A 22,639-nucleotide genomic window follows, 5' to 3' on the forward strand; every position below is an offset into this window, starting at 1 on the left:
CTTGCTCATCTGTTGGGCAATGGGTCCGGGGCCTTCAAAATCAAGGCCTTTGAGCTCTTGGCGACAAGTTTTCAACAAAGTTATCCACAGATTTTCTGAATCCACGCCAAAGAACTGTGAAATCAAGCACTTAAGGCAGATTTCAAGACTTCACCTGATCCCCCCAAACTCATACATTCATGCAAATCACCGGAGCAATCGACATTGTTAGTTTGGATTGACATCGCAGTTCCGACCCCAGCACACAGCCCAGTGGGCGGTGTGCTGACCTACCGAAGCCCCTTGGGTGTGCAGGCAGGACAACTGGTGCGTGTACCCCTGGGCAAACGGGAGGTATTGGGGGTGGTGTGGGCCATTCATGATCAGGCACCCACACAGATCAGCGCAGAGAGTCTTCGAGAGGTGACTGGAGTTCTGGATGGCCTGAGTCCATTGCACGACACATGGCGTCAACTGGTTCAATTTTCGGCCCAGTACTACCAACGCGCATTGGGCGAGGTGGCCTTGTCGGCCCTGCCGCCCCAATTGCGCGAGCTAAGCAATGAACAACTGGTCCGTCGTCTCAAAAAACAAAACACCGAGCGCGCCGTGCACACCACACCCGGACCCGCTCTCTCACAAGAGCAAAGCACCGTGCTGGCGCAAATGGCCAGCGGCACCGGGCCCTTCTTGCTGTTTGGCAGCACCGGCAGCGGCAAAACCGAGGTGTATTTGAAGGCCGTCGAGCGCATGCTGGCCACCGACCCCCAAGCCCAGGCCCTGCTCATGGTGCCCGAGATCAACCTCACGCCCCAGCTCGAGGAACGGGTGCGAGCGCGTTTTGGCAGCGAAGCCGTGGTGTCGATGCACAGCGGCATGACACCCGCCCAGCGCCTCAAGGGCTGGCTGGCCGCCCATGCAGGCCACGCCCGCATCGTGCTGGGCACACGCATGGCCATTTTTGCGTCCATGCCGCACCTGAAACTGATCGTGGTCGATGAAGAGCACGACCCCAGCTACAAACAACAAGAGGGCGCACGCTATTCGGCGCGAGACTTGGCGGTGTACCGGGGAAAGCTGCAAAACGCGCAAGTGCTGCTCGCCTCGGCCACGCCCTCCCTCGAAAGTTGGCACCTGAGCCGCCCCGCCGACGCGGAAGGACTCAACGGCGGTCGCTACCAACGCCTGCTGATGCCCTCGCGCATAGGCACGGCTCTTTTGCCCAAAGTGCGGCGCGTGGACATGAACAAACAGCCGCGCCGCACGGTTTTGTCGGCACCCTTGGTGGCCGCCATCCAAGAGCGGGTGGAGCGCGGTGAACAATGCATGCTGCTGCTCAACCGCCGGGGCTATGCGCCCGTGCTGCACTGCGCCGACTGCGGCTGGAAAAGCGAATGCAAGCACTGCAGCGCATTTCGGGTGTTCCACAAAATCGACCGCACCCTGCGCTGCCACCACTGCGGCCTGACCGAGCGGGTGCCCCGGGCCTGCCCCGAATGCGGCAACGCCGACATCGCGCCCATTGGCCGGGGCACCGAACAACTCGAAGAGCATTTGGGCGAGTTGTTGGCGCACGTCTTGCGCCCCGACGGCACCCCGGTGCGCATCGCCCGCATCGACGCCGACAGCACCCGCTTGAAAGGCGCGCTGGAAAGCCAGCTGGCCCAAGTGCACTCGGGCGAAGTGGACGTGTTGGTCGGCACGCAAATGATTGCCAAGGGGCATGACTTTCGGCGCATCACGCTGGTGGCAGCGGTCAATCCAGACACAGCCCTGTTTTCGAGTGACTTTCGCGCACCCGAGCGGCTGTTTGCGCTGCTCATGCAAGCCGCAGGCCGCGCCGGACGTGACGCCACACAAAGTGCCACCAGCGAAATGTGGGTGCAAACCTTTCACCCGCAACACACACTGTTTGAGGCGCTCAAAAAACACGACTACCCGGCCTTTGCCGCGAGTGAGTTGACCGAGCGCACCGCCGCCGACTTGCCGCCCATCAGCCACCAGGCCTTGCTGCGCGCCGACGCCCGCACGCAAGAAACCGCCCAAGGCCTGCTGAACGCCGCCCGCGAAGCCCTGCAAGCCCAGCTGAGCGCCGACCCGTCCACGGCGGATTTGGTGCCTCAAGTGAATGTGTACCCCGCCGTGCCCATGAGCATGCAGCGCGTGGCCGATGTGGAACGCGCCCAAATGCTGCTGGAAAGCCCCAGCCGCATGGCGCTGCAAAAAATGCTGTGGCACCTGCACGGCGTGTTGCACCAAGTGCGCAGCCAACCCGAACACAAAGGCGTGATCCGCTGGCTGGTGGACGTGGACCCTCAAACCATTTGAGAGCTCATCGCTGCCGACGCCACCAGGCCACCACCACCAAGGCACTGCACAAACCCCAAAGCGGCCACAAGCCCCACGCACCCGCCCATCGGGCAAACGGTGTCAGTCCATGACGCCCCTCAAAAACGCCCGTCAGACTGCCCCGGGTAAAACGTGGCAACTGATCGGTCACCCGGCCTGTGTGGTCGATGATGGCCGTGGCACCCGTGTTGGTGGCCCGTAGCATGGGGCGACCCAGCTCAATGGCCCGCAGGCGTGAGATGCTCAAGTGCTGATCCACTGCCAAGGTATCGCCAAACCAAGCAATGTTGCTGACATTCACCAAGGCCGTGGGCGCGGTGGCCGGATCTTTGAATCGGATGGCCAGTTCTTCACCAAATAAATCTTCATAACAAACGTTCGGCGCCAAGCGCTGACCCTGCCAAGCCAGCGAAGCTTGGTGCCAGCCCCCTGACCTGAAGTCCCCCAAAGGGATGTTCATCATGCGAATGAACCAGACAAATCCGGGGGGCATGAACTCACCGAAAGGCACCAGGTGCGCTTTGTCGTAGCGGTAAGTCACCGCCTCATCAGGGCCCAGCGCCACCACCGAGTTGGTGTAACCCTCGGCCAAACTGCCCAAGGGCACTCCCACCAGGGCCAAAGGGCGGTCAGGCTGGGCAAAGTATTTCTGCAAGCCCCCCCAATAACCCTCTGGCAAATGCTGCGGCAACAGGGGAACGGCTGTCTCAGGGGCCACCACCAGGGGCTCGCGACTGGAACGCAATTGCTCGTCATACCACTGCAAGGCATCACGCACACCGCTTGTGGCCTGAAATTTGTCGGTTTGCGAAATATTGGCCTGCAGCAATTGCACCTGGGCCTGACCAGCCGAGGTGGTGAACACCGGACCGAACGTCTGCAGCCCCCAGGAAACCAACGCAACACCGATCAATGGCTTGAGCGCCTGCCATCGCCACCCCGCAAGGGCCAGGCGCATGGCCAGCCACGCCGCCAAGGCCCCCACACCGTAAACGCCCACCCATGGCGCCCAGGCCACCAGCACGCCATCGACATGCGCGTACCCCCCCGCCCCCCAAGGAAAGCCCGTCAACCAGCGCCCGCGCATCAACTCGGCCAAAGTCCACAAGGCCGCAAACAAGGCACTGGCCAGACCTGGCTGTTGGGCCACCAACCCACGCGCCAAGCTCACCCAAACGGCCGAAGCCGCAGCGTAGTAAAGCGCCAGCGCAGCCGCCAACGCCAGCACGGCCAACACAGCCAAAGGAGCAGACAACCCCCCCACATGGTGCATGGACACATACAACCACCAGAAACAACCCGCCAGCCAAGCTGTGGCAAACACGCCGCCAAACCAGGCTGCGCGCTGAAGGGGGCCAGGCCCTGCAGGGTGCGCATAAGACGCCCGTGTCATGCCCGCCAAACCTGCGGCCAACCCGGTCAGGCTCAACACCTGCAGCCAACCCTGTGCCTGGCCGCTGCCTGGCCACGCGATGGATGCAGCCTGAGCCAGCCCGGCGCAGGCAGGCCAGACGGTTTGAACGCCTGGAGAGCGCAGCAGCGCCCCACTCATGCACTAGACCCATTCGACATCGCAGACACCTTGAACCACCTGACCACACCTGCCCGGGTATGCAAGACCACAAAGCGCAGCCCAGCCAACTCGAAGGCTTCGCCCCGGTGAGGAACATGGCCCATTTCGTGTGCGATCAAGCCACCCAGCGTGTCAAAGTCATGGCCATCGGACCTTTGTCGCGCCAGCTTCAAATTCACACCAAAGGCCTCGCTCACCCGTTCAATTGAGGTATTGCCATTGACCCTGAAACTGCGATCGGGCAAACCAAAAATGTCTCCCGCATCGTCGCTGATGTCAAACTCATCTTCGATCTCACCGACGATCTGCTCCAGTACATCTTCGATGGTGATCAAACCGGCCGTGCGGCCATACTCGTCAATGACCATGGCCAGATGGTTGCGGTTGTCGCGAAACTGCCGCAGCAAATCGTTCAGTCCCTTGCTCTCGGGCACAAACACAGCAGGCCGCAACAAAGCACGAATGTTCAATTCAGGAGCGCGCTGCAACTTCAGAAGGTCTTTGGCCAGCAAGATGCCAATGATGTTTTCGCGCTCACCCTCGTACACCGGGAAACGCGAGTGCGCCGTGTCAATCACCTGGTTCAGCAAGAGGTCCACTGGGTCTTCGATATGGAGCAAATCCATTCGGGGAGCCGCCACCATGACATCGCCAGCGGTCATGTCGGCCATCCGAATCACGCCCTCGATCATCAGGCGGCTCTCGGCATTGATGATCTGGTTGTCCTCGGCCTCTGCCAAAGAAGCCATCAATTGGGCTGCAGAATCAGGACCGGGGTGGATGAGCTCTGCCAGTCTTTGCAGAAAACTCCGCTTGTCTTCGCGCTCGGCAGCGCGCGCAGGGTAAGGTTCAGACACGGTCAAAGCTTGCAGTACATGCGGTTGTGGCGGAAATGCAAGGATAGCGGAATCCGATGACCATTCCCTGCATCAAGGGCCGCGCGCAGTTTGACGAGCGTCGCGCACCCCCTGCCGAATCTCTTGCACCATGCTCAGCCAGTCCCGAAAATGTTGCGCCTGCATTTTGAGCTGGTAGTCCAGATCAGCCATCTGCTCTTGCACCAAGCCGCTGATCTGACTGTCCAGCGTGGCCTGCGGCAATGACAAATACGCCTCACTCTCCGAGCCATCGCGCTGCACCACGGCGCCGGCCTGGCGCGCAATCTTGAGCATGGCCACGTTCTCGCTCAAGGCATGGATGAACACAAGGCTCACCCCCTGATTGCGCGCATGCATGACCGCATGAGCGAACAACTTGGCCCCCAAGCCTTTGCCTCGCTGATGCGCAGAGACCGACACGCCAAACTCGGCACAAGTGGCCCACTGCGGATCCACCGAATAGGCCAAATGGGCCACCGCCACCAGCTCCAGTCGCCGATTGAACACCCCGAAAATCTCATCCCGGTCAAAGTTCAGGCTGGCCACATAACGGCCAATTTGCTCATCCGTGGCGGCATAACCAAAACGCAAATAGCGGTCCCGCTCAGGCAAGGCCGCCAGATGACGCTCGATTCGCGGCCTGTGCCTAGGCGACAAGGAACGAATAGGGACCCACGCAAAAGCTCTGCGCGACGCCCTGCCCGACAGCTGGCCTGAGCGGACAAGCCCCCACCATCGTTGCCACAGTTGACGCAACCACGGATGCCATGTGAAAGAACGGGGCTTGGATGGGTTGCTCATGTCACTGTCTAGGGTTTTCACTTATTCTGCACCGATTGAACAGCCCTTGACTCACGGGGTTTTGTCGCCTGTGAGACCACCAACACGCCCCATCGGTAATTGCCCGATACCTGACAGCACCCAAGGTGGTGACAATGCACTGTTAACAGGAGAAAAGTACATGGATCGTTTCTGGCTCAAAAACTACCCCCCGGGTGTACCTCACGAGATTGATACCGATCAATACGCCAACTTGACCGACTTGCTGAACAGGTCTTTTCGCGACAATGGCGACGGCCCTTTTTCGGTCTGCATGAACCGCTGGATGAGCTACAGACAGCTCGATGAGTTGTCAACAGCCCTTGGGGCCTGGTTGCAAAACAAAGGGCTAGAGCCCGGCAGCCGGGTCGCCATCATGCTGCCCAACCTGCCCCAATTTGCCGTGACCATGGCCGCGATTTTGCGAGCCGGATACACCTGTGTGAACGTCAACCCGTTGTACACACCCCGCGAGCTGGAACACCAACTCAAGGACTCCGGGGCCAGCGCCATGGTCATCCTCGAAAACTATGCGGCCACCTTGCAAGAGGTGATCGAGCACACAGCCGTGAAACACGTGGTGCTGACCTCCATTGGCGATTTGCTGGGCCCCTGGAATGGCCGCTGGCTGACCTTTGCCGTGCGCCACCTGGCCAAAATGGTGCCGCCATTCGAATTGCCCCTGACCAACGGGCGCACTGTCACCCCCTTCAAGAAAGCCATCGCCATTGGCCGCAGCCTCAATCTGCGCCCTACAGCGCAAACCATGGACGACATCGCCTTTTTGCAATACACAGGCGGCACCACCGGCCTGTCCAAAGGCGCCGTGCTGACACACCGCAACGTGGTGGCGGCCATGCTGCAGGCCGAAGGCTGGTTTTCGCCCGCCTTGGCCGATGTGCCCGACCTGCGCAAGGTGAACAACATCGCGGCCTTGCCGCTGTACCACATCTTTGCACTCACGCTGAGCTTGCTCGCCATACGCCAGGGCTCTTACCTGACCTTGGTGCCCAACCCGCGCGACTTCGCCAAATTCATCGAAGTGCTCAAGCAGCGCCCGTTTCATGTGATGCCCGGGGTGAACACCTTGTTCAATGCCCTGATGCTGCACCCCATGTTCAAAACCATCGACTTTTCTTCTCTCAAGCTCACGCAAGCTGGAGGCATGGCGGCCTCTGAGGGCACGGCCCGCAACTGGCAAAACGCCACAGGCAGCGCCATGATCGAAGGCTGGGGCATGAGCGAAACCTGCGCCATCGGCACCAACAACCCGGTGACGCAAAAAACCTTCAGCGGCAACATTGGCATGCCCCTGCCAGGCATCGACCTCGCCATCAAAGACGACGATGGCCAGAGCTTGCCGGTAGGCAGTTCAGGCGAAATCTGCATCCGCGGCCCCAACGTGATGATTGGCTACTACAACCAGCCCGCCGAAAACGCCAAGGCCTTCACCGCCGATGGCTTCTTGCGCACGGGCGACATTGGCATCATGGACGAGCAAGGCTTCACCCGCATCGTGGACCGCAAGAAAGACATGATCATCGTCAGCGGCTTCAACGTCTTCCCCAGCGAGCTGGAAAACCTCATCTCGACCTGCCCTGGCGTGGTCGAATGCGCGGCCGTCGGCATCCCCGACGCCATGCAGGGCGAAACCATCAAGGTGTTTGTGGTGCGCAATGACCCCATGCTGACCGAAGAGGCCGTGGCCCGTTTCTGTCACGACAACCTGACCGGCTACAAGCGACCGAAATACATCGAATTCAGGGACGAACTGCCCAAGTCCAACGTGGGCAAGATCTTGCGTCGCGACCTGCGCACCAGCAAATGAGCCATGTCCGAAGTCAGCATGCTGCCCTCGGGTGTGACCGTTTTCGAACGCGGCTGGCTGTCGTCCAACAACGTGCTTTTGCAAGGCTCTGATGGCGCCACCTTGATCGACAGCGGTTATGTGAAGCACCAGCAGCAAACACTGGCACTGGTCCAACAGACCCTGCAGGGGCGTCCCCTGCATCGGCTGGTCAACACCCATCTGCACAGTGACCACTGCGGCGGCAACCGTGCACTTCAAGCCCACTACCCCGACCTGCAGACGTGGATACCCCCCGGGCTGGCCCCTGCTGTGCAGCTTTGGTCAGAAAGCGAGCTGAGCTACCTGCCCACCGGGCAAAACTGTCCAGCCTTTCGCTTTGACAAACTCTTGAGGCCCGGCAGCACCCACCGCTGGGCCGACATGGACTGGCAAGTGCACGCCGCCCCCGGGCACGACCCGCACTCGGTCATCTTGTTTGCGCCCGAACACCGCCTGCTGATGTCGGCCGATGCTTTGTGGCAAAACGGTTTTGGCGTGGTATTCCCGGAGCTGGAAGGCGTTGCTGCTTTTGACGAAGTGGCGCAAACGCTGGACCTGATCGAGCGGCTCGACCCCGCTACCATCATTCCCGGCCACGGCGCCGTGTTCACCGAAGTGGCCCCCGCGCTGGCCCTGGCCCGCAGCAAACTCGAAGGCTTTGCCCAAAACCCGGAGCGCCACGCCCGCTATGGTGCCAAAGTGCTGCTCAAGTTCAAACTGCTCGAATGGGGCCAGATCTCTCAAACAGAATTTGACCGATGGGCGGCCCAAGTGCCCTACTTGAAGCAACTGCACCAGCGCTACGGCAACGGCCTGAGCTTGAACACCTGGCTGCAGATGATGCTGGCCGAACTCGAGCGCAGCGGAGCGCTGAACGTAGAAGACGGGGTCTTGCACAACGCATGAAAAACCCCGCTCAGACCCGCCCCATTGATACAAAATTCGGGGCACCCTCGGCGATACATGTGTTTTTGCCGTGTCAAATTAGCATATCCGTAGCATGCCCCTCAACGCTCCCGCAAACTCTCTCTCGCATGCTGCATGAGCGGCGTCAGGAAATACTCGATCACGCGCCGCTTACCGGTTTTGATCTCCACCGACACCGCCATGCCGGGGCTCAATGAAACAGGGGTGCCGTCCACATTGATGCTGGATTTTTCCATCTTGACCCGTGTCGAGTAAATCAGCCCGCGCTTCTCGTCGTTGATCGCGTCATGCGACACAGAAGTCACCTTGGCGTGGATGGTGCCGTACTTGGTGTACTGGAACGTCTCGATCTTGACCTCGGCATCCAGATTCGGTTTCACAAAGCCAATGTCTTTGTTTTCCAAGAAGGCTTCAACCTCCAGCGGGTTGTCGCGCGGCACAATGATCATCAAAGGCTGGGCCGGTGTGAGCACACCTCCGACGGTGTGAACCGCGAGTTGCTGTACCGTGCCGTCAACGGGCGAGGTCAGCCGCATCAGCTTGCCGCGCAAACCCGCCTTGAGCAGTTCTTGCTCCAGGGCTGCGACGTTTTGGTGGCCCTCGGTGATGCTGTCCAGGTTGATGCGCCGGGTCTCCGCCATCATCGCCGCACGCAGACTACGGGTGTCTCTTAACGCGGCCTCAATCTCCTTGAGTCGACTGCGCAGGTTGGCCAGGTCCGCTTCCTGCTCGATGCGGACCTGTTCGCGCTCCAGATATCCATGTTTGGACACAAAATCCTGATTGACGAGATTTTTGAAGTCCTGCGCGCGTTGTCTGGCAATCGGCACGGTCTGCTCAAACTTGTTCACCAATTCCTGCGTTGAGCGTAGCTCAGCCTCGCGCTTGGCGGTTTCAGCCTCGATGCGGCTTTGCTTTGCGCTGAACTCGGCCATTTGCCCTGCCAGAAGGCGTTGCGCCTCGGCGAACTTGGCTTCGTCAACGCCGTTTGGGCGAATCAGTTTCAAAGGCTGGCCAGTGTCCAAAGCGGCCAGCATGGCTTGCCCGCGAGCCACTTGCAGCCGAACCCCCCCCAAAATACTCTGCAACCGTTCCAGGTCGGCTTGTGCCATGGTGGCATCCAGTTCAATCAGCACGTCACCAGCGCGGACTTGCTGTCCATCGGTGACATGAATGGCTTTGACGGTGGCAGTTTCAAACGGCTGGATGGTTTTGGTGCGGTCATTCGGCACCACCTTGCCCTGGGCAGTGGCCACCACTTCGATCTTGCCGAAAATGGCCCACAGTAACGCCAGCACGGCAAACCCAATCAGCATCCACATCGCAACGCGCGGCGCTGGCGAGACGGGCGTCTCCTGCAATGACAGCGCGGCGGGCAAAAACTGTGCTTCGTGCGGCAGGCGCTCGGTCGGCTGCATCTCGGCGCGGTGTTGCCAAGCATGGCTGAACGCAGCGCCGTAGCGTTTGAACAAATCGGCGAAGGCTTGCAGTAGCGGGGATTTTGAAAAGTTGATACCCATCGTCTTTACCCCTGCTGCAAGCTGTGCAGCCGCGCGTAGTGACCCGTAGAACCATCCGCTCTGGGGCGAAGCAAATCAGCATGCGTCCCCGTCTCCACAATATGACCACGCTCCATGACGATGATCCGGTTGGCGTCACGCACCGCCGATAGCCGGTGGGCGATGATGATGACTGTGCGGCCCTTGCATATGTCCTTCATGTTGCCTTGAATGATGCGTTCACTCTCGTAGTCAAGTGCGCTGGTGGCTTCGTCAAAAATCAGCACCCGTGGGTTGGTCATCAGCGCTCGGGCAATCGCGATGCGCTGGCGCTGTCCGCCCGACAGCGTGGAGCCGTGTTCGCCCACCAGTGTGTCGTAGCCTTCGGGCAATTCCAGAATGAACTCATGCGCACCGGCGAGCTTGGCCGCTTGAATCACCGCTTCCAGCGTCGCACCCGGATCGGCCAGGGCGATGTTGTCACGGACGCTGCGGGCGAACAACACGTTTTCTTGAAGCACCACGCCAATCTGGCGGCGCAGCGAGGTGGAGTCGGCCAGCGCCAAGTCCATGCCGTCCACCATCACCCGCCCACGTTCAGGCACGTACAGGCGTTGCACCAGCTTGGTCAAGGTACTCTTGCCTGAACCGGAACGCCCCACAATGCCAATCACCTCTCCAGGCGCAATCTCTACCGACACGGTTTTGAGCACTTCCGGCCCGTCTGGCCGGTAGCGAAACACCACCTCATCAAGCGTGATGCGCCCGGCCAGCGGCGGCAGCGTGCTCTTGTTGCCCGCCACCTCGGTGCGGGTGTTCAAGATGTCGCCCAGTCGCTGAACCGAAATCCCCGTTTGCTGAAAATCCGTCCACAACTGGGCCAGCCGCATCACGGGTTGTGCCACCTGCCCGGCCAGCATGTTGAAGGCAATCAACTGGCCAACGGTGAGTTGGTTGTCAATCACCAGCAGTGCGCCGACGTACAGGGTCGCCACTGTCACCAGCTTAGAGATCAAAGTGACACCGCTGTTGGCAAAGGTGCCGACCGTGGCAGTCTTGAAGCTGGACGAAACGTAGGCGGCCAGTTGGTTGTCCCACTTGCGCGTCCAGTGCGGCTCCACGGCCATCGCTTTGACGGTGTCGATGCCGCTGATGGTTTCCACCAAAAAAGCCTGGTTCTCAGCGCCGCGATTGAATTTCTCGTTCAGCCGTGCACGCAGCAAAGGCGTGAACGCGGCCGACAAAATCACGTAGCACGGCAGCGAGATCACCACAATCAAAGTCAGCCAGCCGCTGTAGTACAGCATCACTGCAATGAACACCACCGAGAACAGCAAATCCAGCACCAAGGTAATGGAGTTGCCAGTCAAGAAAGCGCGAACGTTTTCCAGTTCGCGCACCCGCGCCACCGAGTCGCCCACACGCCGCGCCTGAAAGTAGGCCAGCGGCAGGCCCAGAAGATGCCGAAACAGCCGCGCACCCAGTTCCACATCAATGCGGCTGGTGGTGTGCGCGAAAACGTAACTGCGCAGCGCCGTCAGTGACACCTCAAACAGCACGACGACCACCAGGCCGACGCCGATCACGTCCAGCGTGCTAAAGCCGCGATGCACCAACACCTTGTCCATCACCACCTGGAAGAACAATGGCGTGATGAGGGCAAAAATCTGCAACACAAAGCTCACCAGCAAGACTTCCAGCAACAGCTTGCGGTATTTGACAATGGCCGGGATGAACCAGGTAAAGTCAAACTTGGTCAACTCGCCCGCGACCGAGGCACGGGAGGTGAACAGAATCAGCTCACCCTTCCAGCGCGCTTGCAGTTCAGCCAGCGTCAGAGTCTCGGGACGACCAGCGGCAGGCGACTGGATCAACACCTGTTCACCATCCACGCGCGCCAGAATGAAGAAGTCCACCGATCCATCGTCACCCTGCCCGACGGCCACCGCAGGCAGGGGCGTCTTGGCCAGCCGCGCCACATCCGTTTTTACGGCCTTGGCCTGAAGCTCCAGGCGCTTGGCTGCCAGCAGCATGTCAGCAGTATCAAAGGGTCGTCCGGCTACTGCTAACTCATGCGTCAACTGATCTGCGTCGGCAGCAACGCCATGCAAGCGAGCCATCATGACCAGGCAAGCCAGACCTGAGTCCAACGAAGCGGCTGATGGTGACGCCGCTGGTACATCTGACCTTTGTTTTTGGGTTTCTCCGCCGACCGTCAGCCCTACATGGGATAGGCCGTCTTGAGGTACTTGTGTCATCAAACGCTGTTTCTTTATCAATATGCCCCCCAAGCCAGTGAGGCAGCTTGGGGGGGCTTAGGGGGGCCAAGACCGTGGCCTTGGTGACCGGCGGCTTACTTCCAGTTCGCGGCAATCACCGGATTCAGTGCCGTTTGATACGCTGTTGGGATCGACGTCTGACCTGGGGCAGGCGGTGCAAAGCTGGCCATGGCGGAGACGAGGGCATCGACCTGGCCTTCGAGCAAACGCTTGCCGCTACCCAGATCAAAGCCATCGACACGATGAGCGGAATCGCTGTACCAATTTCTAACGGTCAACATGTCGTTGGTGCCAATCAACGTCAACTGGAGATCGTTGTCCATTCGCTTAAACCAGATTTGGTTTTCTGACACGCCAGCACCTATCACCACACGGTCGTTTTCGCTGCCCGTGGCGTCGTAGTTGTTGATGGTGTCCTTGCCCGAGCCCCTGCCGAACCGGTAGGTGTCGTTGCCCGTGCCGCCGTCCAGCGTGTCGTCGCCCGCGCCGCCGTCCAGCGTGTCGTTTCCTGCGCCGCCGTCGAGGGTGTCGTCGCCTGCGCCGCCGTCGAGGGTGTCGTTGCCTGCGCCGCCTTTCAAAACATCGAAGCCTGAGCCACCGCGCAGACGGTCGTTGCCTGCGCCGCCGTCCAGTACGTCGTCGCCGTCGGCGGCGTCCAGTAGGTCGTCACCGTCGCCGCCCTCCAGTATGTCGTAGCCGTTGCCGCCATAGAGCACGTCGTTGCCGTCGCCGCCCAGCAATTTGGATGCACGGGAGCCGGCAAAGAGTGTGTCATTACCTTTACCGCCGTCCAGTAAGCTCCTGCCCGAGCCGTAGATGGTGTTGTTGCGGTCGTCGCCGTTGAAGCGGAAGGTGAAATCGCCGGTATCATCGCCGGTGTTGATGACGCGCGACCTGATGGCCGCTGCATCCCAGGTCACGCCGTCGCTGAACTTGAACTGCTCGATTCTGGAGTCAGCGGAGTCGAAATATCCTTCCACAGTCAGCTGGTCGCTGGTGCCGTACTTGATGATCAGAGCGCTTCCCTTGCGTTCCAACGCGGTCAGCTCAGTGGATGCCACCCCGTCAAAACTCACCACATCGATGTCGCCAGCGGTGGTTTCGTATTCCCTGATGCGATCCTCGCCCGCGCCGACGGCGAACCGGTAGGTGTCGCTGCCTGCGCCGCCCTCGAGGTAGTCATTGCCTGCGCCGCCGTCCAGCACGTCGTTTTTGGAGCCGCCGTACAGGGAGTCGTTGCCGCCCAGGCCGTAGAGGCGGCTGTCGTAGGCGTCGAAGCCATTGAGCCAATCGCTACTGTCGCCTCCAGTGACATCAATGCGCGACATGATGGCCGCTCTATCCCAGGTCACGCCGTCGCTGAACTTGAACTGCTCGATTGTGCCGCCACCGAAATAGTTGATAACCGCCAGCTGGTCACTTGTGCCGTACTTGAGGATCAGTCTGCCTTTGTTGATATCGGTCCCCAACGAGGTCAGTTCAGTGGACGCCACATCTTTAAAGATCACCACATCAAAGCCACCGTTGGTGTCATTGTCTTCGAAGATTTCATCCACGCCCGCGCCGACCGCGAAGAGGTAGGTGTCGTCGCCATCGCCGCCGTAGAGGGTGTCGTTGCCTGCGCCGCCCTCCAGCGTATCGTTTCCGGCGCCGCCCCTTAGGTAGTCGTTGCCGTCGCCGCCATTCAATATGTCGTCGCCGTCGTTGCCGTAGAGGTTATCGTTGCCTGCGCCGCCCCGCAAGGTGTCTGCACCGGCACCGCCGGAGAGGGAGTCGTTGCCATTCCCGCCGTCCAGCAGGTCGTCCAGCTCGCCACCGCTCAAATTGTCGTTGCCTTCCAGACCGTAGATGCGATTGGTGCTGTCTCTGAAGCCAGAGATACTGTCATTGACGCCGAATATTACTGGGTTGTAATCGCCGTAGGTGGTGACGCGTGCCTTGATGGCCGCTAAATCCCAGGTCACGCCGTCGCTGAACTTGAACTGCGCGACTGTGGACTGGTACTGATCCCAGCCGATGTTTAAAAAACCTTCCACGGTCAGCTGGTCGCTGGTGCCGTAATTGATGACCAAATTGCCGCCCCTGTTCTCCAACGCGGTCACCGCAGTGGACGCCACCCCGGCAAAGGACACCACACCAGTGCGAGCGGTGAGAGCGGTGCCAGTGTCGACGATACGATCCACACCCGCGCCAACGGCGAACAGGTAGGTGTTGTTGCCATCGCCGCCGTAGAGGGTGTCGTTGCCTGCGCCGCCCTCCAGCGTGTCGTCGCCGGCGCCGCCCCATAGTTGGTCGTTGCCATCGCCGCCCTCCAGCGTGTCGTCGCCGCTATCGCCGGAGAGACTGTCGTTGCCTGCGCCGCCATACAATATGTCGTCGCCATCGCCGCCCAAGAGACTGTCGTTGCCTGCGCCGCCCTCCAGCGTGTCGTCGCCGGGATTTCCAAAGAGCCTGTCATTACCGTTCCCACCGACAATCGTGTCGGCCAGTACGGTACCGTAGATGGTTCCGCCGCCGTCCGAGCCGTTGATGCGGTTGTTGTCATCGCCTATGTTGATGACGCGCGACATGATGGCCGCTTCATCCCAGGTCACGCCGTCGCTGAACTTGAACTGTTCAATTTTGTAGCCAGCGGAGCGGAAATACTCGCGCACGGTCAGCTGGTCGCTGGTGCCGTACTTGATGACCAGATCGTTGCCCTTGCGCTCCAACGCGGTCAGCGCAGTGGACGCCACCCCGGCAAAGGTCACCACATCGGTGTTGCCAGCGGTGGGGTCGTAGTCCATGATGCTATCCACGCCCGCGCCGACGGCGAACCGGTAGGTGTCGTTGCCGATGCCGCCCTTCAGCACGTCGTTGCCGTCGCCGCCCTCCAGCACGTCGTTGCCGTCGCCGCCCACCAGGCTGTCGTTGCCCGCGCCGCCCTCCAGCACGTCGTTGCCGATGCCGCCGTAGAGGGTATCGTTGCCTGCGCCGCCCTCCAGCAGGTCGTCGCCGTTGCCGCCGGTCAGCGTGTCGTTTCCGTCGCCGCCCTCCAAAACATCATTGCCATTGTCGCCATAGAGCAGGTCGTCGCCTTCGCCGCCCAGCATGTCGTCGTTGCCATCGCCGCCGTAAAGGACGTCGTTGCCGCTGCCACCGTCCAGAATATCGTTGCCTGCGCCGCCATACAATATGTCGTCGCCGCCTTTGCCGAGAAGGATATCGTCGCCAGCGTCTCCTCTAAGGGTATTTGCGCCCGCTGTTCCCACCAACAGATCCGCCAGCGCTGTACCAAGGGTAAGCCAAGAGCCTGCGGTGCGCACCGACAAGCTACTACTGTCTTTACTGTATAAACCTATGTCGGGCGCGGCGTTGATCTGGTCAATGAGAAAGCCGGTGGCGTTCCAGCCATAGTCGTTTTGCAGAAGATTTAGACCCGCTGCACTGATAAACTCGATCAAATCGATGATGCCGTCTCGTGCATTGGTCGCAATGGCTGTGCTAAATGAAGCTTCTATTGACTGAGCATTGATCATGTCTGCCGTACCGATCTGGTACTGACCATAACGCGTTGGCAGCAGCAGCGACTCATAAGTGTCTGTTTTGAATCGCTCATAGGCCAATAAGATGCCGTCAACTTGATCACTCCGCAGCCTCACATAGACATTGCCAGAATTGGCGTCCAAAGCGGTGAGCCGGGCTTGCCCGGTGGTTCCACCATACGTGAATCCCATGAACCGCTCGACCACGCCCAGCTTTTGGATAAAACTATCGTAGGCAGCCGTGCCTTGAGTCAGCCCTGTGAGCCGGTAGGTCAGTGTGACGCCGCTGCCAGAAAGAGCATTGGCTTGTTGCTGCAGCGACTGCATGTCGGAGGTACTGGCCCATCGCTCAACAAAGCCGTCGAGCATTTCTATCTGGCCTTGCCTGGTCTTCTTTTCGGCATAGGTTGCTACCCAGGCGCGCAGGTCTGGCGATAGGGTCATCGCGTCGCTCAAATCGCGAACGCGGCCTGAACCCTCCAGATTCGGCAAGGCATTTACTGCATTGTCCTGCACAATCTCATCTATAAACTCCCGATGGAAGGTGTCAAACGCGAAGTCCAGATTTGCGACGATTCCTTTAGTGCCATTGGAGCGTGTGTAGAAGCCTGTCGCCGTTTGTACATTGCCATTGCCGTGATTGATGCGCGCGGCATTTGCGTCGAGACTAATCTCAATAATGTTATTTTGATTGAGAGTGGACAACTCGTTCGCTTGGCTGATGCCATCCTGGTTCAAGTCGCGCCAAATGCGCAAGTTAGCAAACACGCTGTCTGCGGCGTTGATCTTGCGGTCATTGTTAGCGTCCAGATCTCGGAGTGCATCAAACCCGTCAGTGGCCAGTTGGCCATTGCGCTTTAGAGTGTCTACACCAAAGAGTTCACGCCCCGAATCGATGGTGCCGTTGCCATTCAGATCAAGCACCAGCAGCGCGTCGTCAGACTTGACCCAGCCAGTCCCCGTCTTGACGCCGTCCGCATCATGGTCGAACAAAATGACTGAGCCCCCGTCCGTACCCACGGTTTCAATGCCGTCGCCATCGAGATCAAGTACCAGTGGGTCTCGAAACCGCGAAGCAGTCGCACCATTGCCCGCATCACCGCCGCCGTCACCTATGCCCGGCCGCTTCTTGTTCTTGGGGTCGTCAGCGAAAAGAGCCTCCAAGTTGGAGGACCCCCAATCACCCTTGCCATCAAATACGATTTGCCACGACCGCCCGGACCCTTCGCCAAAATCATTGATGACACCGCCGTCCGTGCCAGCCTTGCCAGACTTTTCGGTGTTTATCCTGATGTAGTAGTTACCCGTTTTTGAATCTATTCCCAAATTCACTTGAACACCCGCCTTCGCTTCCAACTTGAATCCGGATTTTTCTAATACTTCAGCAAGCGCCATCAGACCAGTGGCGATGGCAGTACCACCGACGGCACTCCCCCCCAATGTGGGTACGGCGGCAACTGCCCCGGCTGCACCCACCACACCAGCGGCCGTCCTCAGAGCGGTCGGGCCATCCATAAAAGTTCCTACACCGATGGTCGCCTCCCCGCCCGTCAGTTTTCCTGACACACTGCCCTCAAGTAGGCCAAGTTTTGTGCTCAGGCTCATTGATTGGGACGGATCCTTTACATCCGAGCCGTAAGCCCTCATTGAAGTCTTGACCCCCCAGCCTATCTTCATACCAAATGCCCCAAAATTATTGGAATAGTTTTTGAATTGGTATTCCCCCATACCGTTTTCCCCGCTGCTGCTCGTGCCCGGTATGTGCGAAAGGTGCGCCAGGATCTTGCCTGAGTTTTTCAACGCGTTACCCCAATTTTTGTTGCTCATGATCTGGCTCCTGTTCAGTTCAGTTAAGTCGGTTAAAAAATGCAACAGCTTTGGGATCTTTGCCTGCTGAAAAAAGCCCCAGGTTGCATGCGGTTGTGAAGAAATTAACCATCAACGAACTTCAGTCTGCCGACTTTTTGTGACGGTTTAATGACGCTGTGGAAAGAATTTGCACGGCCATTTCGGACAGTTGGGATCAACCTATTGCCGGCAGTTGACATTGCGTAAACCGTCTGCAAGCTAGACTGGACGCCAGTTTCAATGGATGCATTGGAGTCACCAAATGGGTGAAGCAACAAACCCGGGCGCCCGAGCCACGCACTGCACACATACTGGGTTGGCAACCTGCGCCTGGTGCTGGACGTTGTCGTCTGCCGCAGCAAAAAACACAGCGCAGCCAAAATCACGCGCCCACTGCCACCTTGGCTACCGTCAGCCCAACTTGCAGCGGCAGGGTAACTGCCGGATTTAGGCTCAAGACACCAGTTCAGCAGCAAATGTCCGGGTTCGGCTCACTTCTGCATGGAAATACTCATCCCCTCCCCTCAGGCTCATACCTCGGTGGACAAGGTTTCCGCCGTACAATCCAAGGTTTTCGCCTTTTAATTAAGGCAGCTTGTTATCCTCTTTTTAGTGACAAAGGGTCGCGGTAGCCTGCTCAAAAGATTGACGTGACTATGCTTTGAACGACAAACAATGACCCTCTTGGCAACTGTCGAATCCCGGATGACTGAATTGACTCAAAACGGTATCCGCTGTTCATGGCCAAAGAGGTCATGCGGCAGTTGATGGACAATTTTTGCGTCACCACAGCAGTCCAACCGGGTGCCTTGTCATGATGATTGCCTTGCACAAAAACGCACCTGCTACGCCCGCCACCCGCGCGGAGATGGTGGCCAGCACGGAGACTGCTGCCACTTTGGCGATGCGCGGGCCACCCCAAATGATTACAATGCCATCATTGCAATCATTGCAATCAAATTAAGGGGCGCAAAATGAGCAGCATCACCATTCGAAATCTGGACGATCAACTCAAAGCCAGCTTGCGTTTGCGCGCTGCGCGCCATGGCTTGTCCATGGAGCAAGAAGTCAGAAACATCTTGCAAAGCACCTTGGCCGCAGAAGCAAGCCCCACCAGCGGTTTGGCATTTGCCATGCGGATTCATGAGCGCTTCCAGGGTTTGGGGGTTGACCCCACACCAGAACTCGAGCGGCCAGCCACCCGAGCCGTCCCTGACCTGACCTGAACGTGAGCGCCGGCTTTCTGGTCAATACCAATGTGTTGTCTGAGTTGATGCGTCCAACGCCCGCACCTCAAGTGCTGGATTGGTTTGCAGCGCAAGCACCCAGTCAACTGCACACCAGTGTCATCACTTATGCAGAAATCCTGGCTGGCATTGCCTTGTCGCCAGCCGGCAAACGCAGTGAAGCCATGGCGCAAGCAGCCCGCCAAATTTTTGAAGAAGATTTTGCAGGTCGTTGCCTGGACTTTGGGGGCTTGGCCGTCGGCCGCTATGCCATGGTGCGAGCGCAACGCCAACTTGCAAGGCGACCCATTGACACAGCCGATGCACAAATTGCAGCCATTGCATTGGTGGCCAACCTGGAACTGGTCACCCGAAACACCAAGGACTTTGTTGGGATCGAAGGCCTGAAGTTAAACAACCCGTGGCAAGACCACTGATTCCACCTCATGCCCTACACCGTCACCCCCACCCACATCCCCGACCTGCTCATCCTCGAGCCCAAGGTCTTTGGCGATGCGCGGGGCTTCTTTTTTGAAAGTTTCAACCAGCAAGACTTCAACCAAGCCACGGGCCTGAAAGTGCAATTTGTTCAAGACAACCACAGCCGCAGCGCCCAAGGCGTGTTGCGTGGCCTGCACTACCAAGTGCAACAACCCCAAGGCAAGCTGGTGCGCGTGGTGCGCGGCGCGGTGTTTGATGTGGCGGTGGACATCCGCCAAAGCTCCCCCACCTTTGGCCAATGGGCAGGGGTCGAGTTGACCGAAGACAACCACAAACAACTCTGGGTGCCACCCGGCTTTGCCCATGGCTTTGTGGTGCTGACTGACACAGCAGACTTTTTGTACAAAACCACTGACTATTACGCTCCACAGTACGAACGCTGCATCGCCTGGAACGACCCGGCCATTGGTATCCAGTGGCCACACCAGCTGTCATATCGTTTGTCAGACAAAGATCAGCGCGGTATTCATTTAAGTGGCGCAGAGCTGCCAAACGCAAAATTCACAAAAACAAAATCCAATACAAAATCATGAGCCAAAAAATTACGTCCTTCGACCAAAAAAAAATCGCCATCATTGGACTTGGTTACGTTGGATTGCCTTTAGCAGTTGAATTCGGCAAGCACCGATCAGTCATCGGATTTGATATCAATACAGCTCGAATCCAGGAACTCAAAAGTGGCACGGATCACACTCTCGAATGCAGCCCTGAGCAACTCCGGGCGGCGAGTCAACTGCAATACAGCTCATCACTTGAAGAACTCAAGCAAGCGCAAGTTTTCATCGTGACTGTACCGACGCCAGTTGACCAAGCCAATCGTCCCGACATGACGCCTTTGGTCAAAGCCAGTGAAACAGTCGGTAAAGTCCTCAAGTCTGGCGATGTCGTGATTTATGAATCCACTGTCTACCCCGGTGCAACCGAAGAAGTTTGCGTGCCAGTGCTGGAAAAAGTCAGCGGACTTAAGTTCAATCAAGACTTTTTCTGTGGTTACAGTCCGGAGCGCATCAATCCGGGCGATAAAGTGAACACGTTAACCACCATCCGGAAAATCACAAGTGGCAGCACTCCTGAAGTAGCTAATGCTGTCGATGACCTTTACCAAGAGATCATCAAGGCAGGCACCTGGAAAGCCAGCAGCATCAAAGTGGCTGAAGCAGCCAAAGTTATTGAAAACTCGCAACGAGATCTGAACATTGCGTTTGTCAATGAACTATCGGTGATTTTTGAACGCATCGGTATTGATACGCTTGAAGTGTTGGAAGCCGCAGGCAGCAAGTGGAACTTCTTGCCTTTCCGTCCGGGCATGGTGGGTGGTCATTGCATCGGTGTTGATCCTTATTACCTCACCCATAAAGCAGAAGAATTGGGTTACCACCCGCAAGTCATTCTGGCAGGGCGTCGTATCAATGACAATATGGCACGTTACGCAGCTCGTTCCATCATTAAACGCATGCTTCAAAATGGAATCGACGTAGCACGGAGCAAAGTCGGCGTCATGGGCATCACCTTCAAAGAAAATTGCCCTGACATCCGCAACAGCAAAGTGGCCGATTTGGTCAAAGAACTGCAAGCTTGGGGTGTCACTGTTGTTGTGTCTGATCCTTGGGCTGATGCTGATGAGGTCAAGCACGAATATGGAATTGAGCTAAGTGAAATCAGTGCAGCAAAGCCTGTGGACAGCATCATTGTTGCAGTGGGTCACAATGAATTCAGGCACCTGACGGCTAAAGAACTCAAGGCTTTTTGCAGCACTAATCACAAACCTGTCTTGGGTGATCTTAAGTCTCTATTTGATCGCCACGAGCTCGATGCACAGGGCTTCAGCGTTTTCCGTTTTTGATCAGAGAGTCAATACACATGAAAAATTTTGCACTCATCGGCGCAGCCGGCTACATCGCGCCTCGTCACATGCGCGCCATCAAGGACCTGGGCCACAACCTGTCGGTGGCTTATGACATCAACGACTCGGTCGGCATCATTGACAGCATCTCCCCACAAAGCGAATTCTTCACCGAGTTCGAGCGTTTCCAAGAGTTTGCTTACCAAGCCAAACGCAATCCCGCGACAAAGCTCGACTATGTGGCCATCTGTTCGCCCAACTACTTGCACCACCCGCACATTACCGCTGCGCTGCGTTTGGGCTGTGACGTGATTTGCGAAAAACCACTGGTGCCGACACCAGAGCTGATGGACGAGCTGGCGCTGGTTGAAAAAGAAACTGGTAAACGCGTTTACAACATCCTTCAGTTGCGTCACCACGACGCGATCCTGAAACTGCGCGACAAAGTGGCTGCGGCACCCAAAGACACCAAGTTTGATGTCGAACTGACCTACATCACCAGCCGAGGCAAGTGGTACATGGAAAGCTGGAAAGGCGACAACCGCAAATCCTTCGGCGTGGCCACCAACATCGGCGTGCACTTTTACGACATGCTGCACTTTATCTTTGGCAAGCTCCAACGTAATGTGGTGCATCACAGTGGCACCCAAAAAGCAGCGGGCTATCTGGAATACGAACGCGCCCGCGTTCGCTGGTTCCTGTCCATCGACGCCAACGATCTGCCCGCCGAAGTGCAAGGCAAAAAGACCACTTACCGCAACATCGACATCAGCGGCGAACAGCTTGAATTTAGCGAAGGCTTTACCGACTTGCACACCACGAGCTACAGCGAAATCTTGGCGGGTCGTGGTTATGGTCTGGCTGATGCCCGCCACTGCATCGAAACTGTCAACGTCATCCGCACAGCACAAGTTGTGAAAGCTGATGCCAATGAAGTCCATCCATTTGTGAGCCAATTGTCATGAACTACACCGTACACCCCAGCGCCATCGTTGACGAAGGTGCGCAAATTGACGAAGGCTCTCGCGTTTGGCACTTTGTGCACGTGTGTGGCGGAGCCAAAATCGGCAAGGGTGTTTCGTTGGGTCAAAACGTCTTTGTGGGCAACAAAGTCACCATCGGTGACAAGTGCAAGATCCAGAACAACGTGTCGGTGTACGACAACGTCACCTTGGAAGAGGGCGTGTTCTGCGGTCCCAGTATGGTTTTCACCAACGTCTACAACCCTCGATCGCTCATCGAACGTAAAAACGAGTATCGCGACACACTGATTAAAAAAGGGGCCACGCTCGGAGCCAACTGCACCATCGTTTGCGGTTCAACCGTAGGTGAATACGCCTTTATTGGTGCTGGTGCCGTTGTTAATAAAGATGTCAAGCCTTACGCCCTGATGGTTGGTGTGCCCGCTCGCCAAATCGGTTGGATGAGCGAATATGGCGAACAAATTCCTCTACCTGTGGATGGTCAAGGTGATTACATATGCCCTTATACGGGACATCAATACAAACTCAGCGCCAACACCTTGAAGAGAGTTCCATCATGACC

15 protein-coding genes are annotated in these 22,639 nt (G+C 58.0%); 9 read left to right on the forward strand and 6 right to left on the reverse strand.

The features are described from left to right. The first annotated feature begins 204 nt into the window (after positions 1-204). Positions 205-2,307 (forward strand): primosomal protein N', encoded by a 2,103-nt coding sequence (gene priA, locus HEQ17_RS12300; protein WP_296292997.1) that lies wholly within the window; start codon positions 205-207, stop codon positions 2,305-2,307. A gap of 4 nt (positions 2,308-2,311) precedes the next feature. Here priA and lnt read toward each other — a convergent pair whose 3' ends face one another. From lnt to HEQ17_RS12315, 3 genes are all read right to left on the reverse strand, one after another. Next, positions 2,312-3,880, reverse strand: coding sequence for an apolipoprotein N-acyltransferase (lnt, locus tag HEQ17_RS12305; protein WP_296292998.1), 1,569 nt, complete (start codon positions 3,878-3,880; stop codon positions 2,312-2,314). Then, complete coding sequence (locus HEQ17_RS12310; RefSeq protein WP_296292999.1) at positions 3,877-4,758, reverse strand: transporter associated domain-containing protein; 882 nt, start codon at positions 4,756-4,758, stop codon at positions 3,877-3,879. The genes lnt and HEQ17_RS12310 overlap by 4 nt, the downstream gene beginning before the upstream one ends. A gap of 72 nt (positions 4,759-4,830) precedes the next feature. After that, the gene (locus HEQ17_RS12315; protein WP_296293000.1) at positions 4,831-5,580 is read right to left on the reverse strand and encodes a GNAT family N-acetyltransferase; all 750 of its coding nucleotides are present in this window, start codon (positions 5,578-5,580) and stop codon (positions 4,831-4,833) included. A 160-nt stretch (positions 5,581-5,740) separates the two neighbouring features. Here HEQ17_RS12315 and HEQ17_RS12320 point away from each other — a divergent pair, with 160 nt between their 5' ends. Beyond that, entirely contained in the window at positions 5,741-7,426 is a 1,686-nt protein-coding gene (locus tag HEQ17_RS12320; RefSeq protein ID WP_296293001.1) for an AMP-binding protein, read from the forward strand. A 3-nt stretch (positions 7,427-7,429) separates the two neighbouring features. Next, positions 7,430-8,353 (forward strand): MBL fold metallo-hydrolase, encoded by a 924-nt coding sequence (locus HEQ17_RS12325; protein ID WP_296293002.1) that lies wholly within the window; start codon positions 7,430-7,432, stop codon positions 8,351-8,353. Positions 8,354-8,454: 101 nt separating this feature from the next. Here the strand turns inward: HEQ17_RS12325 and HEQ17_RS12330 are convergent, their stop codons facing one another. From HEQ17_RS12330 to HEQ17_RS12340, 3 genes are all read right to left on the reverse strand, one after another. Then, positions 8,455-9,894, reverse strand: a complete 1,440-nt coding sequence (locus HEQ17_RS12330; protein ID WP_296293003.1) for an HlyD family type I secretion periplasmic adaptor subunit — start codon at positions 9,892-9,894, stop codon at positions 8,455-8,457. Between the two features lie 5 nt (positions 9,895-9,899). Then, entirely contained in the window at positions 9,900-12,023 is a 2,124-nt protein-coding gene (locus HEQ17_RS12335) for a type I secretion system permease/ATPase (protein ID WP_296293004.1), read from the reverse strand. A 203-nt stretch (positions 12,024-12,226) separates the two neighbouring features. Beyond that, positions 12,227-17,503 carry a calcium-binding protein gene (locus HEQ17_RS12340; protein WP_296293005.1) on the reverse strand — a complete coding sequence of 1,759 codons (5,277 nt, stop codon included), beginning with the start codon at positions 17,501-17,503 and terminating at the stop codon, positions 12,227-12,229. A 995-nt stretch (positions 17,504-18,498) separates the two neighbouring features. On the opposite strand from HEQ17_RS12340, the gene HEQ17_RS12345 reads away from it, so the two are divergent. Genes HEQ17_RS12345 through HEQ17_RS12370 form a run of 6 tightly spaced genes read left to right on the forward strand, consistent with a single transcriptional unit; the run spans position 18,499 to position 22,637 of the window. Continuing rightward, on the forward strand, positions 18,499-18,750 hold the full coding sequence (locus tag HEQ17_RS12345) for a pantothenate metabolism flavoprotein (RefSeq protein WP_296293006.1): 252 nt from the start codon (positions 18,499-18,501) through the stop codon (positions 18,748-18,750). A 2-nt stretch (positions 18,751-18,752) separates the two neighbouring features. Continuing rightward, positions 18,753-19,187: a type II toxin-antitoxin system VapC family toxin gene (locus tag HEQ17_RS12350; protein WP_296293007.1), complete on the forward strand. Its 435-nt coding sequence runs from the start codon at positions 18,753-18,755 to the stop codon at positions 19,185-19,187. A 9-nt stretch (positions 19,188-19,196) separates the two neighbouring features. Next, complete coding sequence (gene rfbC, locus HEQ17_RS12355; RefSeq protein WP_296293008.1) at positions 19,197-19,784, forward strand: dTDP-4-dehydrorhamnose 3,5-epimerase; 588 nt, start codon at positions 19,197-19,199, stop codon at positions 19,782-19,784. Next, complete coding sequence (tviB, locus tag HEQ17_RS12360; RefSeq protein WP_296293009.1) at positions 19,781-21,094, forward strand: Vi polysaccharide biosynthesis UDP-N-acetylglucosamine C-6 dehydrogenase TviB; 1,314 nt, start codon at positions 19,781-19,783, stop codon at positions 21,092-21,094. The genes rfbC and tviB overlap by 4 nt, the downstream gene beginning before the upstream one ends. Positions 21,095-21,111: 17 nt before the next feature. Next, on the forward strand, positions 21,112-22,059 hold the full coding sequence (locus tag HEQ17_RS12365) for a Gfo/Idh/MocA family oxidoreductase (protein ID WP_296293010.1): 948 nt from the start codon (positions 21,112-21,114) through the stop codon (positions 22,057-22,059). Beyond that, on the forward strand, positions 22,056-22,637 hold the full coding sequence (locus tag HEQ17_RS12370; RefSeq protein WP_296293011.1) for an acyltransferase: 582 nt from the start codon (positions 22,056-22,058) through the stop codon (positions 22,635-22,637). Before HEQ17_RS12365 ends, HEQ17_RS12370 begins: the two co-directional genes overlap by 4 nt. Positions 22,638-22,639 lie beyond the last annotated feature (2 nt).

Source organism: Limnohabitans sp. (assembly GCF_023910625.1).
Lineage (GTDB): Bacteria > Pseudomonadota > Gammaproteobacteria > Burkholderiales > Burkholderiaceae_C > Limnohabitans_A.

Coding starts and splice junctions, on each gene's coding strand:
- lnt (WP_296292998.1), bottom strand. CDS start 3,880: ATGAGTGGGGCGCTGCTGCGCTCTCCAGGCGTTCAAACCGTCTGGCCT.
- HEQ17_RS12315 (WP_296293000.1), bottom strand. CDS start 5,580: ATGAGCAACCCATCCAAGCCCCGTTCTTTCACATGGCATCCGTGGTTG.
- HEQ17_RS12320 (WP_296293001.1), top strand. CDS start 5,741: ATGGATCGTTTCTGGCTCAAAAACTACCCCCCGGGTGTACCTCACGAG.
- HEQ17_RS12325 (WP_296293002.1), top strand. CDS start 7,430: ATGTCCGAAGTCAGCATGCTGCCCTCGGGTGTGACCGTTTTCGAACGC.
- HEQ17_RS12330 (WP_296293003.1), bottom strand. CDS start 9,894: ATGGGTATCAACTTTTCAAAATCCCCGCTACTGCAAGCCTTCGCCGAT.
- HEQ17_RS12340 (WP_296293005.1), bottom strand. CDS start 17,503: ATGAGCAACAAAAATTGGGGTAACGCGTTGAAAAACTCAGGCAAGATC.
- HEQ17_RS12345 (WP_296293006.1), top strand. CDS start 18,499: ATGAGCAGCATCACCATTCGAAATCTGGACGATCAACTCAAAGCCAGC.
- rfbC (WP_296293008.1), top strand. CDS start 19,197: ATGCCCTACACCGTCACCCCCACCCACATCCCCGACCTGCTCATCCTC.
- tviB (WP_296293009.1), top strand. CDS start 19,781: ATGAGCCAAAAAATTACGTCCTTCGACCAAAAAAAAATCGCCATCATT.
- HEQ17_RS12365 (WP_296293010.1), top strand. CDS start 21,112: ATGAAAAATTTTGCACTCATCGGCGCAGCCGGCTACATCGCGCCTCGT.
- HEQ17_RS12370 (WP_296293011.1), top strand. CDS start 22,056: ATGAACTACACCGTACACCCCAGCGCCATCGTTGACGAAGGTGCGCAA.